The sequence below is a fragment of the Paenibacillus durus genome, assembly GCF_000756615.1.
Lineage (GTDB): Bacteria > Bacillota > Bacilli > Paenibacillales > Paenibacillaceae > Paenibacillus_AQ > Paenibacillus_AQ durus.
Map to the genome: position 1 here is coordinate 3,424,146 of NZ_CP009288.1, position 26,549 is coordinate 3,450,694.

Here is a 26,549-nt window from a genome sequence, read left to right on the forward strand (position 1 = left end):
GAATAATTACAGCTCAATAAGCAAATATTAGTGAACGGCTCAATACATTACGCCAATACATTACGCCAACACAGGAGGAATTGACAATGACTGTAGCTTCCGATGTAAAGACTTGCCTTTCTTCACTAAAAAGCGCTCAAGCAAGCCTTGAACAGTTCGCATTGAGCACTCAAAATCAGCAGGCCAAAACGTTGTTCACCAATGCCGCGCAGCAAACTCAACAAATCGTTCAACAAGTGGAAAGCCGGGTTCAGGATCTGGAACACGAAGAACCTCAATACAAAGGGTTTTAGTAAAAAGCCAAAAGGCCTCATTCTCCACCAGTTAGTGGGGAGTGAGGCCTTTCCTTTGTTAGCTTACAATCGGACGGTCACCTGGCATATCCTCATTTTCATCCAAACTGCTTAAATTCCAGTAAAAATTTCTTGATATCTCCGTTCCATCTGTTGCCGCTCGCATCCAGAAGCCCCAGCACACTCTTGATCGTCTTCAAAATTTTGCTGTCCCCCGTCCCGTTCTGCACTGCCTTTTCATAGGCTTGTCTTAGCTTGGGATCGATGGTTGTCGGTTCCCCGCTTGTTCCATAATCATAGGCGGGTGTATTGTTTGAACCGTAAAAGACGAACATTCCCATCAGTTTGAGCTTGTCTTTAGCCGCAGCAGTTCGGTTGGACTTCGGGGATTCTTTTACGTAGGATTCCAGAGCAAGCGCACGGTTAATCAGCTCATCCCATGTAATGATGATGGCTGCATCGCTCAGGGCTGGCCTATTGGAATCGGTAGCCATCAGATCAATATAGGCGGCGATGTCCTTTCCGATATAAGACTTGAAATATTTGAAACCCTCGTAATGCATCACGGGATAGTACATGCCTTCACTGGTCTCCAGCTTATAGCCGTAACCGTAAGACTCGGTCAATATGGCGCGAACGCCGGGATCTGTAATGGTATTCAACAAGCTGGTGTAGGTAAGTCCGGTCTGCAACCCGTTCTTACGAACGGCGGCGTCGATCGCCTTTTGCACCTTCTCCGGAAAGAGTTTTTCGGAAAAAGCGTCCAGTCTCGCCTTTTGTGCATTTTCGAGCTGAAGCACCATGACGGTAGCCCGCCAGGAATCGGCTCTTTTTATGTTGTTGAGCAAATAATTACGGGCCTGAATTAAGCTTGCCGGTGTCTTGGCCGAGTTTTTCAAATATTTCTGGAACTGGTTATATACGCTCAAGCTTTGTTCGGCGGTTACAGTCGAAGCTACCGTAGCTGCCGATGCAGATGGAGTAAATGCCGCTGTGCCGACACCGGCTCCCAAAGCGATCGCGAGACCGAGCAGCGCCCCTTTTTTTATTTTTGCGGATGTTTCAAATAGAGTCTTCATATTCATCCTTCTTTCTGTGCTGTTATACAGGGTATTACCCTCTAGACGCGCACACGCCGCATTTTGTTGCAACGGAACAGACAAGAAGGTTTTACGCGGGTTCTAGAACAGCTCCCTTTCCGGAAGAAGAAACGCCTGACGGCGTCCTTGAAGAACGCAAGAATATTTCGAAAAAGCCCCCGGCATTCCGCCGAGGGCCTTTAGTACGGTTGATGTTTCGTTAATGCATAGCGCCTTCCTGCGGATGGCGGACGTTAACACGCTTCAGGAAGAAAGCGATGACGAGACCGACAATGGTCAGCGCCGTTGCGAAGATAAAAGCGTGCTGCACCCCTTGAGTAAAGGCTGGGATCAGATGAACCGGGTCCTGTGGATTCTCTACGCTCTCCAGGTAACTTTTCGAGCCGGCCGTCATGATGCTAATGGCAAGCGCGGTGCCAACGGCTCCCGCAACCTGCTGGAGCGTGTTCATAATGGCCGTACCATGCGGATACAGTTCAAGCGGAAGCTGGTTGATTCCGTTCGTCTGCGCTGGCATGAACACCATCGATACACCGATCATCAGCGAGCTGTGCAGCACGATCGTGAACACAACCGAGGAAGCCGGGTTGATGTCCGCAAAGAACCACAGCGAAACTGCAACAATAGCAAGACCCGGAATAACAAGCCACTTCGGTCCGAATTTATCGAACAGCCGGCCCATTAGCGGCGACATCAAGCCATTGATAAGTCCCCCCGGAAGCAGCATAAGCCCCGCCTTGAACGCACTGTAGTTCTGTCCATTCTGAAGATACAGCGGAAGGATTAGCATGGCGGCCAGAATGACCATCATACAGATAAAAATCATCAGCAATCCGACGACGAACATCGGATACTTGAACGCGCGCAAATCCATCAGTGGCTGCTTCATCGTCAACTGGCGCCATACGAACAGCACCAGCGACACAACTCCAATAGCAATGGCTATGAGTACTTTGGGATTGCTCCAGCCTTGCGCTTCTCCTGCGCTGCTGAAGCCAAATACAACACCGCCAAAGCCGACGGTGGAGAGTAGAATCGAGAACCAGTCGATTGCCGGCTTGGTTACCTCCGTTATATTTTGCATGTATACCATTCCGAAGATCAGCGCGATTACAAGAAACGGCAGCGGAAGCCAGAAAATCCAGTGCCAGCTCAGGTTCTCAATAAGCAGACCGGCAATGGTCGGGCCGGTGGCAGGTGCCACCATAATGACAAGGCCGATCATGCCCATGGCCGCGCCTCTTTTTTCAGCCGGAATAAGCACCAGAATCGTATTGAACAACAGCGGCAGCAGCAGTGCCGTTCCCATAGCCTGTACCACGCGGGCGATCAGCAAAAATTCGAAGCTTGGCGATGCGGCAGCCAGGGCCGTTCCAATGATGGAAAAAGACAAGGATGCGATAAACAGCTGTCTCGTGGTAAACCGCTGAAGCAGCAGTCCCGAGATAGGTACAAGAATGCCCAGTGTCAATAAATAAGCCGTCGTCAACCACTGTGCCGTGGTCGGCGTAATATTCAGCGCATCCATCAATACGCTGAGAGCAACGTTAAGCGCCGTTTCACTGAACATGCCAATAAAACCGCTAAGGAGCAGCGCGATTAAGATCGGCATTTTCCTGATCTTTTCCATGTTTATGGCTGTAGATTGCATTGTTTCTCCCACTCTTAATTCCTCCTGCTATTAGTGTATTCTTCTCTCTATTTTTGTACTCGCTTCAAAGAGCTGCATCCAATCATTTGTTAATACTGTGGTATCTCAAAGTATAACCGAACATAAGTTCTAATTCAATAAGTTTCCAGTAAAAAGATTGCTATTGAGGAGGGCAACATTCGGTCTACACAATAAAATCATAAATTTAAACTAAAAGTCAATGTCTATCACTTTAAAAATAGGCTGGAAGATAATATAATTTAATTATTCCAATATGCGAGGTGGGTATTATGACCGATACGTTAAAGGGGATTCCCAGACCGCTCGTCAGGGTCAATCAATCCGTCATTGCTTTGTCCGTGCTGCTGACCTGGTTTACCGGCTTTTACTGGTTTCTGGCCATTCCGCTGGCCGCCGGGCTGCTCGGCCTTATTTTCCACTACAATCCAGTGATCCGTCTCTCCGTCCGGTTTCTGAGGAAAGACCGTTCCGCCTATATTCTCGAAGATGAGGATCAGCAAAGCTTCAATCAAACTATCGCCGTACTCTGTCTGGCCGCAGGACTCATCAGCTATCTCGGAGGTTGGTTAATTTCGGCGTATATTTTCACCGCTATTGTAGCTGCCGCGGCTTTCGTTGCCATACTCGGCTTCTGCATCGGCTGTTTTATCCATTATCAATGGAAAATGTACACCTATAGACGTAAACAAGGCAGCCCTCGCTGAAGGCTGCTTTGAATTTTTGTAAGGGAGGCTGTGAGCAGCGGCTGCGCTCCCCCCCCGTCCGCCTACGGTCCGGGCAGTCACTTCTCTTTGTCGTTCCCTTCGCCAACCACCGACCAGCGGTGGCGGAACTTTTCAAGCCGGGGATGCAGACCACGCGGCACTTCCGGCAGCAGCAGACGCAGCTTCTTAATCCATTCTTCGAAAGAGGAGAACGAGGCGAACAGATTGGCCGTCTCCGGAGTGAGGTACAGAAAATGCGGCGACGGATAACGCTCGGTCAAATGACGCAGGGCGGAGTCGATCGGCGTATACTTTTTCCGCTTGCCTTCTAGGTTCTCCACCGTAATGTAGGAAGCGCCCTGCTCCCTTTTCCACTCATGAAGACGGTCTTCCCTTTTGTAGTACGAGCTGGCGGGCTCCTTGGACATTCTGCGCACTGTTTCCTCATGCAGCGGATAGAGTACAAGCTTGCTGAAGTTTTTATCCAGCGCCGCCTGCGCCGCCGCTCTCAATTCTTCATCAGTCGTATGCTCAAAGGAATCATAATAGATTAACGTCCCTCTGCGTTTCTCCGCCGGCGGCTCGTAGCCGTAAGGCAAATGCTGTACTTCACGTCCCATTGGTTGACCTCCCGTTGTGTATATTTATGATTGTAGCATTTCCTTTAACGATACGGGATATCTAGAACTTCATGCTTAGTGAGGCGGATGAGCCCGGAATAAGATCTTTTCTGCGATATACGCCGAGCAGCAGCCCCAGGGCGCCGTATTCGATCAGCAGATGGCTTCCGCCATAACTGATAAACGGCAGCGGCAAGCCGATGATGAGGACATGTCCGCTTAATTTGAGCACTCCGTACACGAGCTGAAAAGCAAGAATCAGTGCAATGCCAGCAATCAAGGATTTTCCGTAGGTGTCACGTACGGAGAACCAAGCTTGTATGGTGCGTATAACAAACCAAAGAATGAGCCCCGCAAGGAAGAGGCCCGCCACCCAGCCAAAGCTGTAGATCAAATACGGAAACAGCATATCTGAATAAAGGTAAGGAAGCTGTTCATTGGCCGCTCCAAAGCCGTGTCCCCACCATCCGGCGGAAGCAACAGCCTCACTGAGTTTGATTTGGATATATCCTGCGCCTTCGGCAAACATTATCGGATTCAACGCAGCGGAGATTCTAGCGTGATAATAATCCGTATTCCATGCAGCCAGAAACCCCGCCGTAGTTACTATGGCAGCCAAGAGAACAGCTCTTATCCATTTGCCGGATAACCAGGCGAACAGAATAAGGGACACTCCTGCAAAAAGAACCATCTCTGGCAGGACATGCCCCCGCCAATAAAGAAGACAAGGCACTCCAATCAGCGGAATTGCCTGCCACCCATTGATTGGGAGCTTTCCGCCTGTCTTTTGAATTCCGCTGCACACCCAGATACCAGCTAATGCAATGATGAGCAAATAAGGACTCCAACCCATCACATTGATAGCGAAATGTAAGGGAAGAACTAACCATCGGTTAACACCGTTCACCATATTCCCGCTGAATTGGACAGCCAGCATTCCCGCCAATGTCAGGATGTAGAGCGGCCAGGACAAGCTTCTCAGCTTGCGATAGTCCACTAGTGACAGTACCAGCATCAGGATCACCGCTATACACACATATACAAGATGCCTTTCCCCAAACTGCGGAAGGGCCGGATTCATTCGAGTACCCATGTAAGAGGATGCGCTCAAAGAAAACATCCCAATAATTCCACTGCCCGCAAACAACAGAGCTCCCGCCAGCAGCCCCCAATTGATTCTCGGTCTATGTATGCGATTAAGGCTCTTTCCAACTGCTTCGGGATCACCCATCTGCTGCATCGCCCATTGAACAGCTTCCTCACGTTCCCAGCCTTGACTCTCCCTGTCATCCGCCAGGTCAACCAAATGGCTTCCGAGTTCCCTACGCAGTTCCGGGTGTATGGCTCGCGCTCTTACCTGTGCGCACACTCGTTTAAGATAAGGACTCATCTCATTATAATCCTTCACTCATGCTCCTCCTTCCCCGATAACGGAATCGACAGCATTACGGAACAAGGCCCACTCCGTTTTCTTCTGGTTTAGTACTCTGCTCCCTATGTCCGTTATCCGGTAATATTTCCTGTTCCGGCCGTTTACGGCTTCCCAATAAGCTTCGACCCAGCCTTCGGCTTCCATACTGTGCAGAATGGGATAAAGCGTTCCTTCTTTTAGGGAAAACACCCCTTCGGACCGGCGTTCCAGTTCCCTAAGCATCTCGTAACCATACAGCGGCTGACGGCTCAGCAGCGTAAGCAGCATAGTGCCGGTGCTGCCTTTCATGAGTTCCTTGTTCAATTTAATCGCCCTCTCTCCTTTCAAGAATCAATATGATGTACAATTTTACCAGTCATTATACCTATAATTACTATGCATAGCAATACTATGTATTATATTAAAAATTGAATGAGATTTACCGTGATGATTTGGAGGATTTATTTTTAATTAATCAGATTAAATAAAACCGCGCTCATTTCCCGAATTATCAGACAAATACTGAGCTTATTCGCTATTTTGCAAACTGACACCCAATTCATTAATGTAGTTAAGTTTATTTGTTAATGCCATTAATTAAACTGTGTCCGGCCTCCTCAACGTTCAACCGTTGGCATTTTATTAATTAAAATTGAATATAATTCCATTGACAGATTGAAGAATCGCCATACAATAAAAACTATTCCTATTTATCCGATGGGTTTATCTGAATAAATAATCATACAATTTAGGAGGTACACGATGAATCAAAAAACACTAGTCATTACGCTTGGAGCGCTGGCCGTAGCTATTAATGTGGTTGCCGGCACAGTCGTAAGCAGCCTGAAAATCCCTTTCCTGTTTCTGGACACGGTGGGTACCATCTTCATCGCCGCTGTATTCGGACCGCTCTGGGGCGCTTTGGTCGGCCTGTTGACGAATCTGGTACTTGGCGTCACAACCGGTTATACCGCCATTCCCTTTGCCCTTGTCAATGTGATCGTCGGTTTGGTTGTCGGTTATTCGGCCCGCAAGAACGGTTACCGCTTCTCTTCCGCTCTAATCTCCGGCATTGTGCTTGGCATCCTGTGCCCGATCGTCGGCACCATACTAGCGGTTGGATTGTTCGGCGGCTTTACCGGAGGCGTTCAGGACGTGGCTGTACTCTGGCTGAAGCAGGCTGGAACGAGTCTGTTCGCCGCTGCATTCCTTCCCCGCCTTGGAGAAAATCTTATTGATAAAATCCTGTCGGCCCTTTTGGTGTACTATATTGTGAAAAACTTGCCGCAATCCTTAATAAACCCTCGCAGTTACAAGAAACGGAATAGCTATGTTGCGTAGCAAACAATTAATTGTCGCCTCCCATTGCGTCATTAACCAAAATGCTGTTGTGAAAGGCGAAGCTCGTAGTCCAGGCATAATGAAAGCGGCAGTCGATTGGACTTACGAGCAGGGGTACGGCATCTTTCAACTGCCCTGTCCCGAATTCACCTTTCTCGGTCCGGAGCGGCCTCCGATGACCGTGGAAGAATACGATACCCCGGAGTTTCACGCCCACAACCGCCAGATTCTACTGCCAGCCGTTGAGCAGCTGAAGATCTATCAGGATCATGGATACAGCATCGTCGGAGGCCTCGGCATTTCAGGCAGTCCCTCCTGCGATCCCGGAAAAGGCGTGTTCATGCGTGACTTCCTGGAGCTCGCAGAGGAAACTGGCGTAAAAATCGACTTTTTCTGGCAAATTCCAAATACGGCCGACGGAATCTTTGATCCGGATGATGATAACAGCGTATTCGGTCCAGTGACAGCAAGACAGCAGGAACCTCTACATAAGAACTCCGCTGGCACAAAGGGTAAACAAGGCGGCAATCAGACATGATCGACATTCGAGACGTTACTTTTTATTATTATGAACCTGACGAATCGGAAGCGAACGCCGGCCATAGGCCGGTATTGTCCAACGTCTCCCTTTCTATTGAGCCCGGGGAATTTGTAGCCTTTCTTGGACGAAACGGGTCCGGTAAATCATCGTTGTCCCGTCTGCTTAACGGTATTGAGCTTCCAACCCAGGGAACCGTTCTTACCCTAGGCCGCATGACTGCAAACCGGAACGATCTTCAGGACATTCGGCGGGCCGTGCAGATTGTATTCCAGAATCCCGAGAATCAGCAGGTTGGAATTACTGTAGGTGAGGACATTGCGTTCGGTCTGTCCAATATCGGCTGGCCGCAGGAAGATATCACCCGGCGGATCACCTGGGCCATAGAGCTAGTGGGACTGGATGCCGATGAAGATCGTCCTGTAACACATCTGTCGGGAGGAGAAAAGCAGAAGCTGGCCTTGGCTGCGGTTCTGGCACTCTCCCCCCGCTGTCTCATTCTCGATGAGGCCACTTCCATGCTTGATCCCGCGGCACGGCGCCAGTTCATCGAGACGCTGAACAAGGTCCGAAAGGAATATCCAGTAACTTTGATTTACATTACACATCATCTGGAAGAAGTGATGGATGCGGATCGGTGGTTCCTTTTTCAAGGCGGTAAGATCGCGGCTGCCGGGACTCCGGCCGAGCTGGAGCTGGATTCTGCTCTCCTCAAGGAATGCGGGGTGGAGCTGCCGTATTACCGGCAATTGGCGATACAGCTTCGGGGTCACGGCGTTCCCGTATCCGCGAAGCTGAACGGGGAAGAATTGCGAGGGTTATTATGCAAATCCGATTAAACCATGTTAGTTTCAATTATATGAAGGGGCGCAGAAGCAAGCCACCTGGCGGTCTATGGGTTCTTCAGGATCTTAGCCTGACTGTGGAAAGCGGAGAAATGCTGGCCATTGCCGGAAAGTCCGGATCAGGCAAATCGACATTTCTGCAGCTGCTGAAAGGCTTTATCGCCCCTTCGTCTGGAGCGATTCTGCTGGACGGTACGAACCCTCATCTCAAACGTCAGCCGGAGCTGTTCGACCGGATCGGCTTTATTTTTCAATATCCGGAGCATCAGTTGTTCGCTACTACGGTCTTTGATGATATTGCGTTCGGGCTGCGTCACCGGAAGCTTCCTCTGGAAGTTCAAGAGGAGAAAGTACGCAAAGCTATGGCATCGGTGGAATTGGATTACGAAACCTTCAAGGACCGCAGTCCTTTCGAGCTCAGCGGCGGCGAGAAACGGCGAGTGGCGATTGCGGGAGTCGTTGTACTGGAGCCCGAAGTGTTGATTCTGGATGAGCCGACAGCCGGGCTGGATTTGCAGTCGCGATCGTCCCTCTTCAGCCTCCTGCACTCGCTGAACAGAGACGAGGGGATTACCGTCATATGGGTCAGCCACCAACTGGAGGAAATTCTGGAACACGCCTCCCGCCTGCTGGCGCTAAAAGAGGGAGCCTTCCTTGCAGACGGCCCACCTTCTCGGCTGCTGTCTGACCCGCACGTATTAAAGGCCTTCGGATGGGAAGAACCTCCAGTTCTAACCGTCTCGCGTCTGCTTAGTGAGATCGGCGCAATTCCCGAGGGGATACTCCTCTCACCGTCTCAAGCGGCCAAAGCCGTGAAAGGCTTCCTGAACCGCCATGAAAATCTGCTGTATAGAAATTGAGGGAATACTTTATGTCCGTTAATGGTTTCTTGTTGTATCAGAAGAAAAATTCTTGGCTGGAGCGCTGGGACCCGCGCATGAAAATCATAGCTACTTTATTGTTCGGAGCCGCCCTGCTCCTGACACATCATCTCGCGCTGAAAACAGCCCAACTGGCGCTGCTCTTCACAATGTGGGGCATTGCACGGCTGTCGTGGAAGGTGCTGGCCGTCACGCTTCTCTCTTTGTCGATATTTTTTCTCTCGACGATGATTTACCAGGCTGTGCTCACTCCGGGTCCGGGAGACAATATGGTAGAGTGGGGCTGGCTGCGCTATTCTTCCGAAGGAGCGCTGAGAGGAGTGATGATGTGCGAGCAGATTGCCGGCATTGTTCTTCTGCTGTCGCTGCTCGTTCGGACGACCTCTCCTATTACATTGGCGGAAGGCCTGGAAATTCTGCTAAAGCCGCTGAAAAAATGGCGCGTGCCGGTTCATGAAGCCGTCATGATGTTCTCTATAGCGCTGCGATTTCTTCCGATTCTCATCGAGGAGTTTGATAAAATCCGCAAAGCGCAGCTTGCCCGGGGAGGCGGCTTTCATCGCGGCGGAATCGCCTCCCGCTTCGGCGGGGTCCTACCGATGCTGATGCCGCTGTTCGTGATGTCCATTCTGCGCGCCAAGGATCTGGCAGTAGCGATGGAATCCCGCTGTTATCAAGGCGATGAGGGAAGAACACCGATCCGTATTTACCGATTCAGGTTCAGTGACTATGCGGTATTTGTCTTTGCCCTATGCAACTTGCTGCTTGTATTTATGGCATAACTAGAAGAAGCTCCCGGCTTTCGCCGGAAGCTTCTTCCTCAAGTAACAGGCAGCGACGTTTAAGATCCCGCTCCCTTATATTTCCGCACTCCCCGGTTCCAGACGAACAAGCCAATGGACAGGAAGATTGCACCCATGACCGGCGTTAGCAGCGCCATCCGCGTCATCTCTTCACGCTGGAGGAACAGCCCCGCCGGATAGACACCGACAAAAGCGAACGGCAGAATCCAGGTCAACAGCACCTGAATCGCCCGGTTGTAAATCGTCACCGGATAGCGGCCGTACGACTGAATGTTGTACATCAGCGGAATGATGCCTGTGGGTGCGTCCGAATAAAAAGACAGCGCCGTCAGAGTCGTATAAATCCCCGTGTAAATGGCCGTAGCGCTGATCGTCAGCAAGATTAACGCTGGAACCGTCCACCACTCAAAGGGCAGCCCCAGGTTGAAGCCGCTGACCGCCATAATAAGCAGCCCGATCAGCGAGCCGATTAGCGAGGGCGGGTCCACATTTTCCAGAAAAATCTGAAACAGATTGTGGGCGGGACGCGTCAAAATACGATCCATTTCCCCTTTGACGATATAGCGTTCGCTGAAATTCCACATATTCACGAAACAGGCGAACACGCCCCAAGGCACCATAAAGAAGCCGTAAACAAAGACCACCTCGTTCTGGCTCCAACCAGCAAGGGTGTTCGTATGCATAAAGATAACGAAAATAAATACCAGATTCGTTACCTGGAACAGAAGATCCGAGAGCACCTCTACCCAAAAATCCGCACGGTAGGTGAGCCGGGTCTTCATGTAGTTTTTCAAATATTCGGACAGCAGTCCCAAATGATACAACACTTCCTCAGCCTCCCTGCACGAACAGACGCTGCCTTGCCGCGCGGTATAACCAGAACAGCGGAATCAGCAGAATCGCAAACCAAATGATTTGAATGCCAAATACGTTCCAAATCCCCACGCCCTGCACCCGCCCGGTAAAGACAGAGCCCGGCAGATACGTAATCGCCTGAAACGGCAGCAGCTTCAGGATGGAGGACAGCCAGCCCGGAAACAGACTGATCGGAATGATCAGGCCGGAGAACAGATCAACAACGACACGTTTCATCCGCATCAATCCCTCGTTATTCTCCACGAAAAAGGCCAGCAGCCCTGTAATGATGTTAATCTGCGAATTGATCAGGAAGCTGAAAAACAGCATGACCAAAAAGCCGGCCCACGCCGCCGGATCATGCGGAAGCTGCACCGGAAACAGCAGCATGGCAAGAGCCATGCCAGGGATCATAAACAGCAGGAAACGGAACATTCCTTCTCCGAAGCCCTGCATCATTTTGGCAAATACATAGTTATATGGCCTGATAAACTGGATAGCGATGCTTCCGTCACGGATATCCGTCGCGATTTCCCTGTCGAGATTATTGAAGTAGAACGCTCTGGCCATCCATGATACAGCCACATAGGTTGTCATCTGCGCTGCCGTAAAGCCGCCCAATGACTCTCCCTGCCCGTATATCGCTTTCCAGGTGAAATAATTGACGCCGATATTGAGGGAGTAGATCAAGATTCCGGTATAATAATTCAGCCGGTACGCCAGCATGGTCAAAAAGCGGATGCGGATGAAATCGAAATACGCCTCTAACAGCAATCTGCGCTGCACACGTTTAGACCCCTCGTCTCCCCTATATCCGCCTCCCGGTGAAGCCCCTGCAACGGATGTACGATTAGACATGTCCGGCTCCTTCCCGGGGTAGCGCCAGCATCGCCTCTTCCGTCTTATTCGCCGATCCGGACTGGTAAATACTGCGGACGATATCATCCGTGTTGGTCTCGATGATCTTAATATCGGTGATGTCGGCTTGACCGACCACCCGCCCAAGCACATCCGACACGTTCAGTTCCAGCGGAATCCACACTGTGGCAGCCAGATTGTTCTCGGCTGTCCATTTTACGGGCATCCCTGATGTAAGCTGTTCCAGACGGTCAAGCTTCGTGGCGGTGCCGAACTGGAAGGCCACTTCACGGCCGGTGCCCCAGCGCTCCTTCAGTTCATCCAGCCCTCCATCGTAAATAATCCTTCCGTCATCCAGCATGATGACCCGCGAACAGAGCGCCTCAATGTCCTGCAAATCATGGGTTGTAAGCAGAATGGTCGTACCATGTTCACGGTTCATATCCTTGAGAAATGACCGAATTTCCGACTTGACGACAATATCAAGACCAATCGTCGGCTCGTCGAGGAACACGATGGACGGATTATGCAGCAGGGCCGCTACCAGCTCGCAGCGCATCCGCTGCCCAAGACTAAGCTTGCGGACAGGACGGTTCAGCAGTTCCTGAAGCTCAAGTCTCTCTACAAGCTCGTCCAATCTTTTCTTATAATCGGCCTCGCCGACACGGTATACCTTGCGCAGCAGCTCGAACGACTCGATCACGCCAATATCCCACCAGAGCTGGCTGCGTTGGCCGAACACGACGCCGATATTCCGGACGAACTTCTCCCGCTCTTCATACGGCACATAGCCGCCGACAGTCAACCGCCCGGAAGTCGGGACGAGAATACCTGTCAGCATCTTGATGGTTGTTGATTTCCCCGCACCGTTCTCGCCGATATATCCGCAGATTTCACCCTCAGGGATTTGAAACGAGATATCTTTGACCGCAGTCACTTCACTGTATTCCCGCTTAAACAAATCAACGAAGGCCCCTTTGAGGCCTCCGCGGTTTTTTTGCACTTTAAAGGTTTTTCGTAAATCCTGCACATCGATCGCTACCATAATATACCTCGCTAAACATTTAAGTTTATTCAAGTGCATTATAAAGGAACGGGCTAAAAAGCACCACCCTTTACTCCGTTCTCCTTGTTACCTCGCCATAATTCCCGGCAGTATTTCCCCGTCCTATGCTCCGAGATGGCCGGAACGGGTTACTTTCGTACGCAAATACTTCTCATTGAAGACGGAGACATCGCCCCACAGCGGTACACGCTTCACAGCATTCATACCGGCGGCTTTCAGCGCCATCAGCTTCTTCGGATTGTTCGTGATCAGTGTGACCGGCTTGCTGCGAAGGCGCTGAAGCACACTGATGGCGTCCGCATAGCTTCTGGAATCATCCTCAAAACCCAGCTCCAGGTTCGCTTCCACGGTATCATAGCCTTCTTCCTGAAGAAGGTAAGCCATAGCCTTGCTGAACAGCCCGATGCCTCTTCCTTCATGATTGGCCAGATAAAATAGAGCGCCGGAGCCGTTCTCCACGATCATCTTCATCGATTGGTGAAGCTGGAAGCCGCAATCGCAGCGCTTGCTGCCAAAAATATCCCCCGTATGGCAGATGCTATGCATCCGAATCAGCGCCGTGTCGGCATTTTCAAAATCCCCGTACACCAAGACGCTGGACTGCTGGCTGTCGGCAAGCTTCATCCCGACCAGGCGGCCGATCAGCTTCTCCGTCATCTCTTCCCCCATGATCTCGTTCCGTTCTTCATCCGTAACATGGAGCCAACTGTACCACTTAAACGTAACGGTCTCCCCATTTAAATTTACCGGCAGCGTGATCGGCCCAACCAGAATATTGGCGGAGTCGCTCCGTTCAATGGTTTGAATTTTATTTTTCAGTATGGAAACAACTTCGGGCTTGATCATGAGCGCACCTTCCTTAATATCGTATTTCATCCCCATCGCCGCTCACAGTAGAGTAGTCGGGTTAATAAACGTTAAGTAACTATTTGTAAGTAAGTTTATCATTGTAATATATATTCGTCAAGTTATAATATATAATTAAATATTTATAATTACTTATTGTAAGTTTATGTTATAATGAATGTGAGGTGATGCAATTGAAGGATTTCGTTATGTGTCCCCGCTTTGAAAAAGCGGTCGATCTATTGAGCAAGCGTTGGGTCGCACTGATCGTATTTGTGTTGATCTCCGGTCCGCGCCGGTTTGGTGAAATTGAAAGCTGCCTATCCAATCTCAGCGGAAAGGTGCTCTCCGACCGGCTGAAGGAAATGGAGAACGAGGGCATTATCCAAAGGACGGTATACCCCGACATTCCGGTACGGATCGAGTATTCGCTGACTGCGAAAGGTGCGGCGTTGGCTCCTATTTTAAAAGAGATTGGCAGTTGGTCCACGGAATGGATCGAAATTGGGTCCACCATGTGATCGGCCGGAACTTCTAAGCGCTTTATCCGTTCCCTTTCGGGGAAATGAATAAGGCGCTTTTTCATGCAAAATCATTCCATCTACGCAAAAATACAGCCCTTTCTCGCTCGAAAGGACTGTCGAAGTATTCGGATTAATGACATGTATATGGTAGAAATATACATAACTATGACATATTATAGAATAATTTCATGAGATATTACTGCCATACCGTTGAAATGGTAAGAAAAATATAGTAATTTAAAAGAGTCAATGACACCAATTTAATAGAGAGGCGGAATGATTAATGGAAAGCATGTGTATGGAAATGATGATGTGTATGTGTATGGAAGACATGATGGCTAAGATGAACAGCATGAAAATGTGCATGGAAAAAATGTCCGAAATGAATATGGAGTCCATGAACATGGATATGATGATGAAGAAAATGCAAGACTGCGATGAAATGATGACAATGTGCATGACGATGATGCGTGAATGCATGCCAATGTCTAAGTAATTTTTCAAAATTGAATCCGGTCTTGGCAGAGCAGACAACTGCATGCCTTTTTTTATGCCCTTTTCAGGCTTTATCTATGGTTTAGTGACGCAAATGGATGTATTTGTCCTGAAGTTCTTTTGCCAATGAGATTCTCTCCAGCTTAAGCTCCCAGACCCGCTCTCTCCAGGCTCTCGCCTGATTATCGTCCCCGCCGGTACGCAGCTTGTCGAACAATTCCAGCAAATTCGCGTTAATATGGTCAAAACGGAGCCACATTTCTCTAACCTTCTGTTCACGGATTTCCGCTTCTGTCATGTTCTTGAAATTCTTCAAGGAAGTAAGCAGATCGGCCTGCCACTGGGCATCGCCTAATTGCTTAGCATAATTATACAGGTCCAGATAATCATCGACAGACATTTCTATCTCTCCTCGCTTTCTTTATACCAAGTATTATACTCGGTATTATAGAAATTGCAATACTTTTCTGATAAAAAGATAAACCGCCCTCTCGGAGAGGACGGCACGGGCGTTCAACTTCATCTTCATCTTTTTAACATAAAAAAATCTAATCAATCGCCCTCAAGTTATCTATACTTGACATCCGATTCACTTTTCTTAAAGGCAACGAAGTAGAGACTAAACAAATGACAATGGCGCCAATAAAGGACCAAACAATTTCAACAAACGGAAACCGCCAAGAAGCCAAATCGCCATTTATTGAGTGTAAGAAGTATGAGATTCCACTCCCTGCGACTACTCCAATTAATGCCGCCACCAATCCATATAGCAATCCTTCCCATATAATCATACTGAACAATTGCCTTTTCTCCATTCCAATCGCCTGCATGGTTCCAAACTCTACCGTACGGGTATGAATATTTGTGTAATTTGTATTAAAGATGTTTAACGCTCCGATGAGTCCGACAAAACCGATAAATTCCCAGGCAAGGATATTCATTTGACGTTTGGTGTTTGCAACCTGAGCCTGAGCCTCTTCATGAGAAACCAATGTGGAGGATGGGACTTTATCTTTGATCGCACCAAGTGCGGTCTCGATCGAATGACGATCTGCTTGAGGATCGACAAAAAGTTGAACCGCTTGAACGTCGGATCGGCCATAGAGCTCCTGGTAAACAGCCGAAGGCATGATAACATCATAGCCTAACCTGTCATAGGTTCTCTGGTAGGCATGCCCACCTGCCACTCCAACTACCGTCATTTCTTTTCCATGTACGGTTATTTTATCGCCCACTTTAAGGTGCGGAAGTTGAACCCCTTCAACGCTCATAGGATTAATTGCGATGACCCCTGTTCCCTGTTTTAAAGCTGCTTCATCAATAGAGCCTTGCAGCATGAATTCCTTTAATTTACTTAGCATCGACGGATTATAACCAAATACTTCATTCGTCGATAATACCGGTGCCCCTTTTATTTGCACATCGTCTTTTTCGGCATGCTGATACTGAGCTGTTCGCACCTCCCTGATCCCCGAAAGAGATTCAATGGACGTTACATTCTGTTCGGAGAATCCTGCCTGTTTATTATTCTGATTAACAAACAGGTCGTAATCTCCCTCAAGCAGCTGATCGGCCTTAGCAGTACCGCTTAGCGACATGGAAAAAGAATGGATGGATACAAAAACGACAATTCCCATAAATAAAGATAACATAGTGGTAAAGGTCCGGCCCGGATTTCGCTTAAGATTCAGCCGTGCCATATAGCTGACGAAATGGCGAATTCGTGCAACATTATGGGCAGTTCTCTTGCGGCGAACAGGAATTGAAACGGCGGCACGACCGGTTATGGCTACCGTAGGCGACACACGGGAAGCCTTGCGTGACGGAACGAGTACGGAGAGCAATGTGGCTGCCAGACTGACACAGCCTGCTAATACAAACGGCCAATAGGAAAGGGAATGATAGCTTCTTATTACCTCTTGAGCTTCTTTGGTGGAGGAAACCCCCAGCATATCCGGATTAAACAAACCGGCAATCATTTGCGATAGCCACTCGGCAAACCCGGCGCCTGCAAGCATTCCGAGTGGAATAGCAATAATACACAGAAGAAAAGCTTCTCCGAGTACAAGGGAACGAATTTGCCTCGGCTCGGCTCCAATCGCCCGCAGCATGCCAAACTGAGGAATTCGGCGTAACATCGAAATATGAAATACATTATAGATCACAAGACATGCGGCGAGCAGCACTAATCCGCCCGTCAATACCCAGCCAAGGCTGGAATCGCGGATCGAACTGCCTTTATAGCCTTGCGCAGCCATCAACATGTCATTGTAAAGAATTTGGTTCTTACTAATTTCATACTTTCGGGCAATGTCCGAAATGACTTGTTCGGGATTATGACCATCGGCAACTCTGATAAATATGGAATATTTTTGATAGTCTACCGGCAACAATTTCACTGCCGCATCCGGGCTAGCGAGTCCTAAACCAATATTAGTTGCATTTGTGCCTATAGAATTCTTCAAAATTCCCGAGAGTTTAAATGTTAATGTCTGTCTCAACTCATGGCCAGCGGAACCATTGATGGAGCTGATATCTAGCGTTATCTTCTGCCCAATCTCTCCGGTAATTCCCATCTGCTTAAGAACGGCCTGCTCAAGCGCAATTTCATTCTCTTTTGTCGGGAACTTCCCTTCAAGCAGCTGCACATTTTGCATACTACGAACTTCGGAATCAAAACCTTCAATGGTTACATTTATTCCCCCGCCAGGAAGCGTGAATGCTCCTAAAGTAAGACTTAAACCAGCATCGTTGACTAGTGGCTCATGTCGTATTTGTTCTGCGGTCGAACGATCCAGATTGTAAATGACGGCATGATGGTGTCCTCCTACTTCTTCAGCTTGGTGAATCATGGCATCCTTCATGAGGGAATAGGACAAGCCCAGCGCTGTAAGAAGCGTGGTTGCCAGAATAATGCTTATACCCGCCAGAATAGCCATCATCTTTTGCCGGGACAAGCTTTTCGTAACAAATTGCAGGTAAGAGTTCATTGTCTTGCCCCTTCCATAATGCGGCCGTCCACTATATTTAATACAGAGGAAGCGCGCTCAGCTACCTTGGGGTCATGTGTGATTACGATTAGCGTCTTGCCGAATTCCCGTACCGATTCAATCAATAGATCAAGTACTTCTTCTCCGATACGGGTATCCAGATTACCTGTCGGTTCATCCGCAAAGACAATCTTCGGTTTCCCGGAAAGCGCACGGGCAATTGCAACCCGCTGCTGCTGCCCCCCTGATAACTGCCCCGGCAGGTGGTGCAATCGTTCTTCGATGCCCAATTTACGCGAAAGCTCACGCAGATATGTCAAATCCGGCTTTTTCCCATCCAGCAACAAGGGCATAGTAATATTCTCTTCGGCTGTTAAGATCGGAATCAAATTAAACGACTGAAAGATAAATCCAAAATTTCTTCTGCGAAAAATCGACCGTTCCCTCTCATTCATTGCATATAAATCTTGTCCCTCAATAGTTACCTTGCCGGAACTCGGAGTATCCAAGCCCCCAAGCAATTGTAAAAGCGTGCTTTTCCCGCTCCCGCTCGGTCCCACAATAGCTAAAAATTCATTCTCGTTAATCGTAAGATCAAGCGGATATAGAGCCTGCACCGTCGTTTCATCCTGACCATATTTCTTGGCCAACTGTTTCGTTTCGATTAATGGCATCTCAATACACTCCTTGTTACTATATAGAGATAATAAGACCGAACTTTTTATTACAGGAAATCATCTTTTCCCGTAGATGCCCGACCCAGCGGGAGGAACAGCGAGAATGTGCTGCCGCTGCCGGGCTCGGATGCCGTCTTGATGTATCCGCCCTGCTCGGTGATTATTTTGCGGGTCAGATACAGTCCGAGACCAATGCCTTCCGCATCCCGTACATTCGACCCGCGGTAGAATCGTCTAAATATGGCATTCAGTTCTTCGCCCGGAATTCCCTGTCCGTTATCCGCGATATCGATTCTGGCAAACAGATCATAGGCTATGAGTGTGATGATGATGTTCCCGCCCGGCTCCGTGTATTTTACAGCATTATCGATCACGTTATAGATGGCTTCTGCCGTCCATTTGGCGTCATGGCAAAGCGAAATTCCCTGTCCGCCTTTCCACTCGATGGTTACGTTCTTCATCTCCGCCGCCGGGAACGCCTGCTTGATTGCGGCAAGCACCGTATTACCCAGATCTTTCGCTTCTGTCTTGATAGAAATAATCCCGGATTCCAGTCTCGACAATTTGATCAGGTTGTCCATCAGCCATGCCAGCTTATCGATTTGGCTCTTTAATCGCTTGCCGAACTCCAGACGCTTATCCGGGGGCAATCCGGCGTCATCAAGAAGACTGCTGTACATCGCCAGGTTGGCGAGAGGCGTCTTAAGCTGGTGCGAGAGGTCTGAGATTAACGATTTAATCTCTCTATTTTCTTTCAAATATCGTTCTTTTTGGACGGACAAGATTCCGGTTAGTTGAATCACTTGGGTTTGCAGCTTGGACAGCAGCGTATCTTCGGTCACCGAAAATATCTGTTTATCCCGGCTGTAAATAAGACTCTGGATCATTTCAGAGAGCTGCGTAAGAACGGTTTCCATTTCCCTTCGCACAGAGAACATGAACCCCGCGCATATCGCGCCGGCGCAAGCAATATAGACGAAACCGCCGATCAAGACCGGAGGCTCTGGACGGAAGTATAACATCAGCATGACGAACAGGACGGACACGAATCCCAATATAACCGCCCACCTTAACAAAAAGATTCGGAACGAATTCTTGTTCATCCGTCACCCCATGTGTAGCCGATGCCGAAAACCGTCTTGATGTACCGGCAGTTTTTGGGATCGTCCTCCAGCTTATCCCGCAGCCTTTTGATATTGACGCTGAGCGTGTTCTCATCGACAAAATTCCCCGACTGGTCCCACAGCCGGTCCAGAAGCATTTCACGGGTCATGACCTGTCCGCTGTTCTGCGCAAGCGCTTCAAGCAGCCGGTATTCGGTCGTCGTCAGCTTCAGCTCCTCTTCGTTTTTCCAGACCGTCATTTTGCCGTAATCGACCTTCAAATCTTTATAAATAAAATAACGTTCCATTCCGGTTTCATCTTCCCCGGTCCTTCTTAAGACAGCCTTTATCCGGCGCAGCAGCACTTCCATGCTGAAAGGTTTGGAAATATAGTCGTCCGCCCCAAGGTCGAAGCCGGCGACGATTTCCGGCTCCGTATCGTTGGCTGTAAGGAAAATAACGGGCGTGCCGGAGCTCCGGCGGATCTCCCTGCACAAGTCGGTGCCGCTGCCGTCGGGCAGGCGGATATCCAGAATGGCAAGCTGGATGCTATGGGATTGAAAGTAAGCCACGCCTTCTCTGTAAGAGCCGGCCGCCAGCACTTCATATCGTTCTTTTTCCAGTGTATAGGCCAATCCCTCAAGCAGCAGCCGGTCGTCTTCAACGATCATAATGGTGGTCATCTTCTTCACCCCTCCGCCTTCAGTTTATCAAGGACCGCCGGAGACGTGCAGCGACATGCTGCGCATTCCCCGCCCGGAATCAGGCGGCTTCGCGCAGACGTTCGGGAAGTGGAGAGCTGCGAACCCGCCTGAAAGCGGCAACGGGAGCCACTAGACAAACTGCGGCCACCAGCACAATCACTACCAAAAGCGGAATGGCCGGGAAGGTATAAACCGCATACGTCGCTTCTTGGCTGAAGAGCCGATACGCGCCGTAGCCGAGCGCATTCCCAAACGCGGTGACAAGCAGTAAGGAAATGAACGCATACCAGGCTCCCTCAAGCAGCAGCAGCTTTTTAATCTGCCGCGACGTCATCCCGATGCTCTCCAGCACGGCCAGCTCCGGCTTCCTCGCCAGAACGCCCGTAATCATAATGTTGACGAAATTCAACAGGCCGATCAGGGCGAGAATCAGCGCAAGTCCCCCGCCGAGAATATAGAACGCCAGCTTGGCCGATTGCATCATATTCATCATGTCGACTTTGGATTCCAGTTTCAGATCACCGTTTCCGGCAATTGCCGCTTTGACCTGTTCTGCGACTTCCGGCCAGTCCTTCCGATCCGCATTAAAGGAGACTTTATAAATAATCGGATCTTTTAAGATTTGCTTCATAGCAGTCTGGCTAATATACACATTGGGAGCAGTTTTACGAAAAGTAACCAGGCCATCGAAGCCTGTCATTCCGCCGATCTCCATCTTCGTTTTTTTAGCGGCGCCCGCAATCTTCATTGTAAAGTTGTCTCCGGCCTTGAAAGCGGGAATTTCCCCATCCAGCAGTGCCACCTCACCGATCTCAAACCGCTCCACCTTTACGGGAGCTGGCAGCTTCTGATTCGCCTCACGAAAGTCGGCCGGGTCAAGCCCTATCACATTCCCACTGAACATATCGGGCCTTTTCGTAAAATCGACTTCCCCCGAGCCGCCTCCCATATATCGCGCCTTGAATTCATCCACGTATTTTCCGAACACTTTGGGATCATAATCCAGCACGGCATTCGCGAGATATGTGGTTCTAATGTCTTTTGCCCCGGGGATCGACTTGATCTTCGCCAATAGCTCGGGTGTTACAGCTTGCTTATCCCCTCCGGACTCATGGGTCAATTCAAAATCATGCCGCATATAATCGTCCACAAAATGTTCCGGGTTCATGCTGAGCACCAGAGTGTTGATAACCAGAAAGGTGGTTAACCCTAGAAACAGGGACAAAAATACGACGAGCGCACGTTTTTTTACTCTGAAGATGTTGCGCAGCGCCATCCGGTGCAGCTTCGAGCCGCCGCTGCTCATTCTCGCTTTGGAAGAAGGAGTAATTCCGGTGTATTTGGCCGCTTCCACGGGCGAGATTTTGCCTGCAACCCTGGCCGGCTTGATGCAGCTGACCATCGTCGTGATCAGGGCGAACAGAGCCGCTCCGGCAAAAATAAGCGGGTGAAACGAGATGCTTCCGCCAACCTGTAAGTCAATCGTGTTCAAGGCAAGCGGCACAATACCAAACGAAGTAGCCGCTCCGGCGATTAAACCGATTGGAATGCCGATCAGCGCGAGCCGCAGCGCTTGCCTCCGAATCATGGTCCGGATCTGCCGGCGCGTGACGCCGATTGTCTTCAGCAGGCCATAAAACCGGGTATCGCCCGCAACTGACAGATACAGCACATTGTAAATCAGCAGATAGCCGCTCAGCATTACGAATAGAACCAATCCGCCATAGCCGATTAGCGTCGATGTTCTTCCGCTGTCCGTATACGATATGCCGGATGCGGGGCTTAGCTCCTGGCCTTTCGAGAGTTTAAGATCCTGCCGCATGTTATCCATTAATTTTTCAATATTTTTGTTGTCCGTGAATAAAATAGATGCCACACCGACATCTTGCATCGCGGCTCCGCTCTGTTTCACGAATGGCTCCGATACTAGCAGACTGCCCAAGTCTCCGGAGCCCAGCTGTGAGTAGTCCTTGAACCAGCCAGTAAGCTTGAAAGTCTCTTTATGCTGCACCGCCTTGCCCCCAGACACCACGGTATAGCTTAGAGGAAGGTTCATCCCGATTTCGGGCTTATCGATCCCCAATTGCCGGAGCAGCTCCAGCGGAGCGGCAATTTCGTTCTCGGCGGCGGGATACATTCCCTTCCATCCGTCAATAGCAGGCCCCCGCATCGTGTTCCATTCGGTCTCATCATACCAGACCAAATGGGCTGTCTTGTCCGGATCGCCCGAAATGCCTTCAGCGGCGCCAAGCACGGCCTGAAGTCCGACCGCCTGGACATAATCAAGGGCCTTCATCTTCTCCAGCTGATCTTCTGTTGGAGCGGACAATACGGCCTGGGCAATCGTTCCGGCGAGCTTGGCCTCCTGCATATCCCATGATTTGGAAACGCTCATGCCGATGCTAAAAAAAGAGGTAATCAGCCAGGTCGTCAAAATAATAGCCAGAATAACAAACCGGTTTCTTGTGCGGCTCATTCGCATGCTCCCGGCTGCCAGCTTGTTTACCGCGATCTTAGTATTGTTTGGAAACATGATAGACCCTGCCCTCCATAATCTGACCGTCCTCGATCCGGATCACCCGGTCGGCCATCAGAGCGATTTCCTCGTTATGCGTGATCATCACCATCGTCTGATTAAACTGCCGGCTGGTCACCTTCAGCAGCCCGATTACTTCCTGGCTCGTAGCGCTGTCCAGATTGCCGGTCGGCTCGTCCGCCAGAACAAAGGAAGGCTTGGCCGCCAACGCTCTGGCGATGGCGACCCGCTGCTGCTGGCCCCCGGAGAGCTGACCCGGCAGCCGATGGAGCAGCGCCGTCAGCCCCAGCGTTTCGGCGACATGCGAGACAAACTCACTATCGGGACGGTTTCCGTCCAATTCGATCGGCAGAACGATGTTGTCATACACATTCAGTACGGGTACTAAATTATACTGCTGGAAGATGAACCCGATATTTCGTCTGCGAAAAATCGTCAGTTCGTCATCGTTCATCGCATAAATATCTTTGCCCCGGATTAAAACCTTCCCTTCAGTCGGCCGGTCCAGCCCGCCAAGCAAATGCAGCAGCGTGGACTTCCCGCTTCCCGATGTACCGACCACCGCCGCGAACTCTCCATCCTGAACTTCCAAATCTACTCCTCGAAGCGCACGAACTGCACTAGACCCTTTGCCGTAATGCTTAATCAGGCCGCTTGCCTGCAATATAGACATTTTATCCTCTCCATTTCTCGGTGTATTTTTACACGACCCATTATATGGGATAGTTCTTACATTCTCATGACAAGGCAGTCTTACAGGACATCCTTCAATAGAAAAAACGGCTCCCCTCCTCCTGCACGGAAGAACGAAGCCGTTTCTAAAAAACCGCACAGCGAACGGCTCGCGTGCGGTCTTAAGTGATATTTAGCTGCTGAACTGCGTAGTGACGATATCGTCAATTTTGACTTGGTCTTTCTTCAGTGTGCCGGACTGAACCAGATCATCAATCCATGGCTGGAAGAGGTCGGTTGGCAGACCTTTGTCGGTAAAGTAATAGTGGGTGGCATTTACCGGTTGTCCGATATATTCGGCAGTCAGCTTGACGGACTCGTCCGTATTGTGATTAACCCAGTCCTGCGCTTTCTTAATGGCGTTCACGAAGCGCTGAACAGCTTCCGGGTTCTCTTGGATAAATTTATCGGTAAAGTAATAAACGGAAGCGCCCGATGCGGCACCCAGCCCTGTATCATGGGAATCGGCCAGCAGGGTGAGCTTGGAATCATTGGCCAGCTTGTAGAACGGAGGATGAATGCCCGCGACATCCAGGTTGCCCTGCTGAACAGCTTGAATGGCAGCCGTATCCGATTCGAAAGCGACATATTGGATTTGGCTTGGGTCCAATCCTTCTTTTCTAAAAATCTCATTAAAAATAAAGGTGCTGCAGTTCGGGGCGGTGCCGCTGACCGTGATTTTGGCTCCCTTCTTCGATTCAACATACTCTTTTAATGTTTTACCGGCAAATTTCTCACTGGTCACATACCGCATATGACGGAATTTGGGATCAACGCTATCCGGCGGGTCAACCTCGCCCAAAGTAACCGCCTTGACCTTGGCACCGCCTGCAATATATGTAGCCAATGCATTAGGCAATGTCCCTCCGATATCATTGGTTCCGTTCAGAATGGCCGGAAGCTTCTGCTCCGTTTTCAACTCACCCGTATATTTGATTTCCAGACCTTCCTCCGCGAAGAATCCTTTTTTCTCTGCGATGACCCAAGGCGTTGAGGAGCAATTCAATTTGGTATCGGTTTTGAGCGTGATTACCTTTTTGCCGGAATTTGCCGCTGTATTATTCGCATCCTTGAGATTTTTAAGGCCAGCCGCACCTTGGATCGTGTCCGATGTTCTTCCATAATAGCTTCCAATTCCGATCCCGCCGGCAATAACAACCGCCAAAGAACCGATAATAATGAAATTTGTTTTCTTCTTGTTTGCCATTTCTTTTAACCTCCTGAACATTTTTTAATATTGAACCGCCTAATGAATTTGAACGGCTTCTTTCCATACCAGAAAGTGCTTCTTTAACCTTCCAAATGCAAGATTGATAAGGATGGACAACACCGTAATATAAAGTATGATGCCGTACATTAGCGGCAGTTGATACTTGGTTGTAGCGCTGATATAGTACCAGCCCAGTCCAGTGCTGGCCCCAATGACTTCCGAGGCGATAATCATGAAGAAGGACAATTGAGCTGCAATTTCAACGCCGATAAAGATGTTGGGCAGCGCATACGGCAGGATTACCTTGAGAAAAAGCTCCCGTCTCGTCGCACCCATCGATCTCGCTGCGCGTATGAGCGAATAGTCAACGGCTCTGGCGCCGGCCATCGTATTGAACAGCAGCGGCCACAGGGTAGCCCAGAAGACTACCGCCACTTTCTCGGCTGTGCCAATTCCGAAAAAGATCATAAATATCGGAATGATGGCAAACGGGTTCAATTTCTCGCACATCCGAAAGAAGGGCAGCAGCAGCTTCTCGGCAGGTTGGAAGAATGTTCCGAGAAGAAAGCCTAACGGAAGGGCAACGAGAATGGAAAGTACGAAGCCCATGCCTACTCTCCCTAGGCTAACTGCGGTCTGTTTGAACAGCACATCGGAAGTTGCCGCTGTCCATAGAATCTTAATAACCTCTGAAGGCGGGGAAATTACGCCTTTGGGCACCATTCCCGCTCCGACCTCCCAGAAAATGAAGAACAGAATAATCGGAATGCTTCCAAAGCCAATTTTTCTAAGATTTAACCAGAACGTGCTCATGTGTTAGGTTACCTCACTGTCTATTCAGTCTTATCATGCTAAACGGTCTGTTCCTCCGCGACCTCTTTCCAGTCCACGATGTTCTCTTCCAGAAAATCCAGAATGAAATTCAGCAGCGCTCCGACCGCAGCCACGATCAAGGCTCCGAGATAAATCCGTTCGATGAATCCCATACTTTGCGCATTGTGAATGAGCCAGCCCAACCCTTTATCCGCTCCCATGCTCTCCGCGCCAATCAGCATAAAGAAGCTCATCGTGAGGCCTGTCCGCATGCCGGTCATGATCGCCGGAAAAGCCGCCGGAAGCACCACCTTGAAAAAAATCTGAATACGGCTGGCATTCATGGCCTTTGCTGCCCGGACAAGAAGCGGATCAACCTGGCTGATCCCGGCAATGGAAGTGAACAGTATCGGCCAAAAGGATGACCAGAAGATAACCGTATAGATTCCCCCTTCGCCTATGCCGATAATAATGACGAATACGGGAAAGAGAATATAGGGCGGAATCTGGGAAAGAAACAGGGTGAACGGTCTAATGAACCGGGCCAGCCATGGAAGCGCGCCAGCCAGTATAAATCCAAGAGGCAGAGCCAGCAAAGTGGATATAAAGAAACCTGCGAACACCCTTTTCAGACTTATTGCAATATACAGCAGAATATTTCCGACTCCCAAATCCGCTCCTACCTTAATAACTCTGGAAAAAGGAGGGACGAAAACAGCACTGACCCATCCAAGTCTGGGAGCAAGCTCCCAAATGATGATAAGCAAAAAAAACAGATAGTAGCTTGTCAGCGCATGATGAATTGACTTCAAAGCCTTAAGCATGTGATGATCAGTCCATTCTGATGGTTATAATTGAAATTATTCATATGAACTCCCCTCGTATAAAATCCAACCCCCAGTTGCTTCCCCTCCTTCATCTGGTTAAGCCGA

28 protein-coding genes are annotated in these 26,549 nt (G+C 49.6%); 9 read left to right on the top strand and 19 right to left on the bottom strand.

Features of this window, described 5'->3' with window-relative positions; all coding sequences use genetic code 11:
- Positions 1–86 precede the first annotated feature (86 nt).
- Complete coding sequence (locus PDUR_RS14450) at positions 87–293, top strand: DUF1657 domain-containing protein (RefSeq protein WP_042206886.1); 207 nt, start codon at positions 87–89, stop codon at positions 291–293.
- Between the two features lie 98 nt (positions 294–391).
- On the opposite strand, the gene PDUR_RS27330 is transcribed toward PDUR_RS14450, so the two are convergent.
- Both PDUR_RS27330 and PDUR_RS14460 read right to left on the bottom strand, forming a co-directional pair.
- Entirely contained in the window at positions 392–1,372 is a 981-nt protein-coding gene (locus PDUR_RS27330; RefSeq protein ID WP_052410231.1) for a hypothetical protein, read from the bottom strand.
- A 220-nt stretch (positions 1,373–1,592) separates the two neighbouring features.
- Positions 1,593–3,044, bottom strand: coding sequence for a DHA2 family efflux MFS transporter permease subunit (locus PDUR_RS14460; RefSeq protein ID WP_042209380.1), 1,452 nt, complete (start codon positions 3,042–3,044; stop codon positions 1,593–1,595).
- A gap of 290 nt (positions 3,045–3,334) precedes the next feature.
- On the opposite strand from PDUR_RS14460, the gene PDUR_RS14465 reads away from it, so the two are divergent.
- On the top strand, positions 3,335–3,769 hold the full coding sequence (locus tag PDUR_RS14465; RefSeq protein ID WP_042206887.1) for a DUF4395 domain-containing protein: 435 nt from the start codon (positions 3,335–3,337) through the stop codon (positions 3,767–3,769).
- A 77-nt stretch (positions 3,770–3,846) separates the two neighbouring features.
- On the opposite strand, the gene PDUR_RS14470 is transcribed toward PDUR_RS14465, so the two are convergent.
- The 3 genes from PDUR_RS14470 to PDUR_RS14480 all read right to left on the bottom strand — a co-directional run bounded on the left by PDUR_RS14470 (position 3,847) and on the right by PDUR_RS14480 (position 6,130).
- On the bottom strand, positions 3,847–4,389 hold the full coding sequence (locus PDUR_RS14470; protein WP_042206888.1) for a hypothetical protein: 543 nt from the start codon (positions 4,387–4,389) through the stop codon (positions 3,847–3,849).
- A gap of 61 nt (positions 4,390–4,450) precedes the next feature.
- The gene (locus PDUR_RS14475) at positions 4,451–5,797 is read right to left on the bottom strand and encodes an FtsW/RodA/SpoVE family cell cycle protein (RefSeq protein ID WP_042206889.1); all 1,347 of its coding nucleotides are present in this window, start codon (positions 5,795–5,797) and stop codon (positions 4,451–4,453) included.
- Positions 5,798–6,130 carry a PadR family transcriptional regulator gene (locus tag PDUR_RS14480; RefSeq protein WP_042209381.1) on the bottom strand — a complete coding sequence of 111 codons (333 nt, stop codon included), beginning with the start codon at positions 6,128–6,130 and terminating at the stop codon, positions 5,798–5,800.
- Positions 6,131–6,562: 432 nt separating this feature from the next.
- On the opposite strand from PDUR_RS14480, the gene PDUR_RS14485 reads away from it, so the two are divergent.
- The 5 genes from PDUR_RS14485 to PDUR_RS14505 are packed head-to-tail and all read left to right on the top strand — an operon-like array spanning position 6,563 to position 10,187.
- Complete coding sequence (locus tag PDUR_RS14485; RefSeq protein ID WP_042206890.1) at positions 6,563–7,141, top strand: CD3073 family putative ECF transporter S component; 579 nt, start codon at positions 6,563–6,565, stop codon at positions 7,139–7,141.
- Positions 7,131–7,679 (top strand): CD3072 family TudS-related putative desulfidase, encoded by a 549-nt coding sequence (locus PDUR_RS14490; protein WP_042206891.1) that lies wholly within the window; start codon positions 7,131–7,133, stop codon positions 7,677–7,679. The genes PDUR_RS14485 and PDUR_RS14490 overlap by 11 nt, the downstream gene beginning before the upstream one ends.
- The gene (locus tag PDUR_RS14495) at positions 7,676–8,518 is read left to right on the top strand and encodes an ATP-binding cassette domain-containing protein (RefSeq protein WP_042206892.1); all 843 of its coding nucleotides are present in this window, start codon (positions 7,676–7,678) and stop codon (positions 8,516–8,518) included. The genes PDUR_RS14490 and PDUR_RS14495 overlap by 4 nt, the downstream gene beginning before the upstream one ends.
- Positions 8,503–9,384 (top strand): ATP-binding cassette domain-containing protein, encoded by an 882-nt coding sequence (locus tag PDUR_RS14500; RefSeq protein WP_042206893.1) that lies wholly within the window; start codon positions 8,503–8,505, stop codon positions 9,382–9,384. Before PDUR_RS14495 ends, PDUR_RS14500 begins: the two co-directional genes overlap by 16 nt.
- Before the next feature lie 11 nt (positions 9,385–9,395).
- A complete protein-coding gene (locus PDUR_RS14505) occupies positions 9,396–10,187 on the top strand; it encodes an energy-coupling factor transporter transmembrane component T family protein (RefSeq protein WP_042206894.1) in 792 nt (263 codons plus the stop codon).
- A 59-nt stretch (positions 10,188–10,246) separates the two neighbouring features.
- Here the strand turns inward: PDUR_RS14505 and PDUR_RS14510 are convergent, their stop codons facing one another.
- From PDUR_RS14510 to PDUR_RS14525, 4 genes are all read right to left on the bottom strand, one after another.
- A complete protein-coding gene (locus tag PDUR_RS14510) occupies positions 10,247–11,035 on the bottom strand; it encodes an ABC transporter permease (RefSeq protein WP_179945158.1) in 789 nt (262 codons plus the stop codon).
- Positions 11,036–11,039: 4 nt separating this feature from the next.
- Entirely contained in the window at positions 11,040–11,834 is a 795-nt protein-coding gene (locus PDUR_RS14515; protein ID WP_042209384.1) for an ABC transporter permease, read from the bottom strand.
- A 79-nt stretch (positions 11,835–11,913) separates the two neighbouring features.
- Positions 11,914–12,966 (bottom strand): ABC transporter ATP-binding protein, encoded by a 1,053-nt coding sequence (locus PDUR_RS14520; RefSeq protein ID WP_042206895.1) that lies wholly within the window; start codon positions 12,964–12,966, stop codon positions 11,914–11,916.
- 123 nt (positions 12,967–13,089) lie between these two features.
- On the bottom strand, positions 13,090–13,833 hold the full coding sequence (locus PDUR_RS14525; RefSeq protein ID WP_042206896.1) for a GTP cyclohydrolase II: 744 nt from the start codon (positions 13,831–13,833) through the stop codon (positions 13,090–13,092).
- Positions 13,834–14,042: 209 nt separating this feature from the next.
- Between PDUR_RS14525 and PDUR_RS14530 the strand changes: the two genes are divergently transcribed.
- On the top strand, positions 14,043–14,354 hold the full coding sequence (locus PDUR_RS14530) for a catDE operon transcriptional regulator CatR (protein ID WP_156130714.1): 312 nt from the start codon (positions 14,043–14,045) through the stop codon (positions 14,352–14,354).
- A gap of 286 nt (positions 14,355–14,640) precedes the next feature.
- Positions 14,641–14,853 carry a hypothetical protein gene (locus PDUR_RS14535; RefSeq protein ID WP_042206898.1) on the top strand — a complete coding sequence of 71 codons (213 nt, stop codon included), beginning with the start codon at positions 14,641–14,643 and terminating at the stop codon, positions 14,851–14,853.
- Between the two features lie 81 nt (positions 14,854–14,934).
- Here PDUR_RS14535 and PDUR_RS14540 read toward each other — a convergent pair whose 3' ends face one another.
- The 10 genes from PDUR_RS14540 to PDUR_RS14585 form a co-directional block, all read right to left on the bottom strand.
- Positions 14,935–15,252, bottom strand: a complete 318-nt coding sequence (locus PDUR_RS14540; protein ID WP_042206899.1) for a hypothetical protein — start codon at positions 15,250–15,252, stop codon at positions 14,935–14,937.
- A gap of 148 nt (positions 15,253–15,400) precedes the next feature.
- Positions 15,401–17,842, bottom strand: coding sequence for an ABC transporter permease (locus PDUR_RS14545; RefSeq protein ID WP_042206900.1), 2,442 nt, complete (start codon positions 17,840–17,842; stop codon positions 15,401–15,403).
- Positions 17,839–18,516, bottom strand: coding sequence for an ABC transporter ATP-binding protein (locus PDUR_RS14550; protein WP_042206901.1), 678 nt, complete (start codon positions 18,514–18,516; stop codon positions 17,839–17,841). Before PDUR_RS14550 ends, PDUR_RS14545 begins: the two co-directional genes overlap by 4 nt.
- Before the next feature lie 50 nt (positions 18,517–18,566).
- Entirely contained in the window at positions 18,567–19,565 is a 999-nt protein-coding gene (locus PDUR_RS14555; protein ID WP_233277574.1) for a sensor histidine kinase, read from the bottom strand.
- 53 nt (positions 19,566–19,618) lie between these two features.
- On the bottom strand, positions 19,619–20,305 hold the full coding sequence (locus tag PDUR_RS14560; RefSeq protein WP_042206903.1) for a response regulator transcription factor: 687 nt from the start codon (positions 20,303–20,305) through the stop codon (positions 19,619–19,621).
- Positions 20,306–20,384: 79 nt separating this feature from the next.
- Entirely contained in the window at positions 20,385–22,859 is a 2,475-nt protein-coding gene (locus tag PDUR_RS14565; protein WP_042206904.1) for an ABC transporter permease, read from the bottom strand.
- Positions 22,840–23,535, bottom strand: coding sequence for an ABC transporter ATP-binding protein (locus PDUR_RS14570; RefSeq protein ID WP_042206905.1), 696 nt, complete (start codon positions 23,533–23,535; stop codon positions 22,840–22,842). Before PDUR_RS14570 ends, PDUR_RS14565 begins: the two co-directional genes overlap by 20 nt.
- 192 nt (positions 23,536–23,727) lie before the next feature.
- Entirely contained in the window at positions 23,728–24,801 is a 1,074-nt protein-coding gene (locus PDUR_RS14575) for an ABC transporter substrate-binding protein (protein ID WP_052410232.1), read from the bottom strand.
- A gap of 39 nt (positions 24,802–24,840) precedes the next feature.
- Positions 24,841–25,617, bottom strand: coding sequence for an ABC transporter permease (locus PDUR_RS14580; protein ID WP_042206906.1), 777 nt, complete (start codon positions 25,615–25,617; stop codon positions 24,841–24,843).
- A 38-nt stretch (positions 25,618–25,655) separates the two neighbouring features.
- Positions 25,656–26,288, bottom strand: coding sequence for an ABC transporter permease (locus tag PDUR_RS14585; RefSeq protein ID WP_218918406.1), 633 nt, complete (start codon positions 26,286–26,288; stop codon positions 25,656–25,658).
- Positions 26,289–26,549: the final 261 nt, after the last annotated feature.

Excerpts from the sequence above, each read along its gene's own strand:
- PDUR_RS14450 (WP_042206886.1), top strand. The coding sequence starts at position 87 with ATGACTGTAGCTTCCGATGTAAAGACTTGCCTTTCTTCACTAAAAAGC.
- PDUR_RS27330 (WP_052410231.1), bottom strand. The coding sequence starts at position 1,372 with ATGAAGACTCTATTTGAAACATCCGCAAAAATAAAAAAAGGGGCGCTG.
- PDUR_RS14460 (WP_042209380.1), bottom strand. The coding sequence starts at position 3,044 with ATGCAATCTACAGCCATAAACATGGAAAAGATCAGGAAAATGCCGATC.
- PDUR_RS14465 (WP_042206887.1), top strand. The coding sequence starts at position 3,335 with ATGACCGATACGTTAAAGGGGATTCCCAGACCGCTCGTCAGGGTCAAT.
- PDUR_RS14470 (WP_042206888.1), bottom strand. The coding sequence starts at position 4,389 with ATGGGACGTGAAGTACAGCATTTGCCTTACGGCTACGAGCCGCCGGCG.
- PDUR_RS14485 (WP_042206890.1), top strand. The coding sequence starts at position 6,563 with ATGAATCAAAAAACACTAGTCATTACGCTTGGAGCGCTGGCCGTAGCT.
- PDUR_RS14490 (WP_042206891.1), top strand. The coding sequence starts at position 7,131 with ATGTTGCGTAGCAAACAATTAATTGTCGCCTCCCATTGCGTCATTAAC.
- PDUR_RS14495 (WP_042206892.1), top strand. The coding sequence starts at position 7,676 with ATGATCGACATTCGAGACGTTACTTTTTATTATTATGAACCTGACGAA.
- PDUR_RS14500 (WP_042206893.1), top strand. The coding sequence starts at position 8,503 with ATGCAAATCCGATTAAACCATGTTAGTTTCAATTATATGAAGGGGCGC.
- PDUR_RS14505 (WP_042206894.1), top strand. The coding sequence starts at position 9,396 with ATGTCCGTTAATGGTTTCTTGTTGTATCAGAAGAAAAATTCTTGGCTG.
- PDUR_RS14520 (WP_042206895.1), bottom strand. The coding sequence starts at position 12,966 with ATGGTAGCGATCGATGTGCAGGATTTACGAAAAACCTTTAAAGTGCAA.
- PDUR_RS14525 (WP_042206896.1), bottom strand. The coding sequence starts at position 13,833 with ATGATCAAGCCCGAAGTTGTTTCCATACTGAAAAATAAAATTCAAACC.
- PDUR_RS14530 (WP_156130714.1), top strand. The coding sequence starts at position 14,043 with ATGTGTCCCCGCTTTGAAAAAGCGGTCGATCTATTGAGCAAGCGTTGG.
- PDUR_RS14535 (WP_042206898.1), top strand. The coding sequence starts at position 14,641 with ATGGAAAGCATGTGTATGGAAATGATGATGTGTATGTGTATGGAAGAC.
- PDUR_RS14540 (WP_042206899.1), bottom strand. The coding sequence starts at position 15,252 with ATGTCTGTCGATGATTATCTGGACCTGTATAATTATGCTAAGCAATTA.
- PDUR_RS14545 (WP_042206900.1), bottom strand. The coding sequence starts at position 17,842 with ATGAACTCTTACCTGCAATTTGTTACGAAAAGCTTGTCCCGGCAAAAG.
- PDUR_RS14550 (WP_042206901.1), bottom strand. The coding sequence starts at position 18,516 with ATGCCATTAATCGAAACGAAACAGTTGGCCAAGAAATATGGTCAGGAT.
- PDUR_RS14560 (WP_042206903.1), bottom strand. The coding sequence starts at position 20,305 with ATGACCACCATTATGATCGTTGAAGACGACCGGCTGCTGCTTGAGGGA.
- PDUR_RS14565 (WP_042206904.1), bottom strand. The coding sequence starts at position 22,859 with ATGTTTCCAAACAATACTAAGATCGCGGTAAACAAGCTGGCAGCCGGG.
- PDUR_RS14570 (WP_042206905.1), bottom strand. The coding sequence starts at position 23,535 with ATGTCTATATTGCAGGCAAGCGGCCTGATTAAGCATTACGGCAAAGGG.
- PDUR_RS14575 (WP_052410232.1), bottom strand. The coding sequence starts at position 24,801 with ATGGCAAACAAGAAGAAAACAAATTTCATTATTATCGGTTCTTTGGCG.
- PDUR_RS14580 (WP_042206906.1), bottom strand. The coding sequence starts at position 25,617 with ATGAGCACGTTCTGGTTAAATCTTAGAAAAATTGGCTTTGGAAGCATT.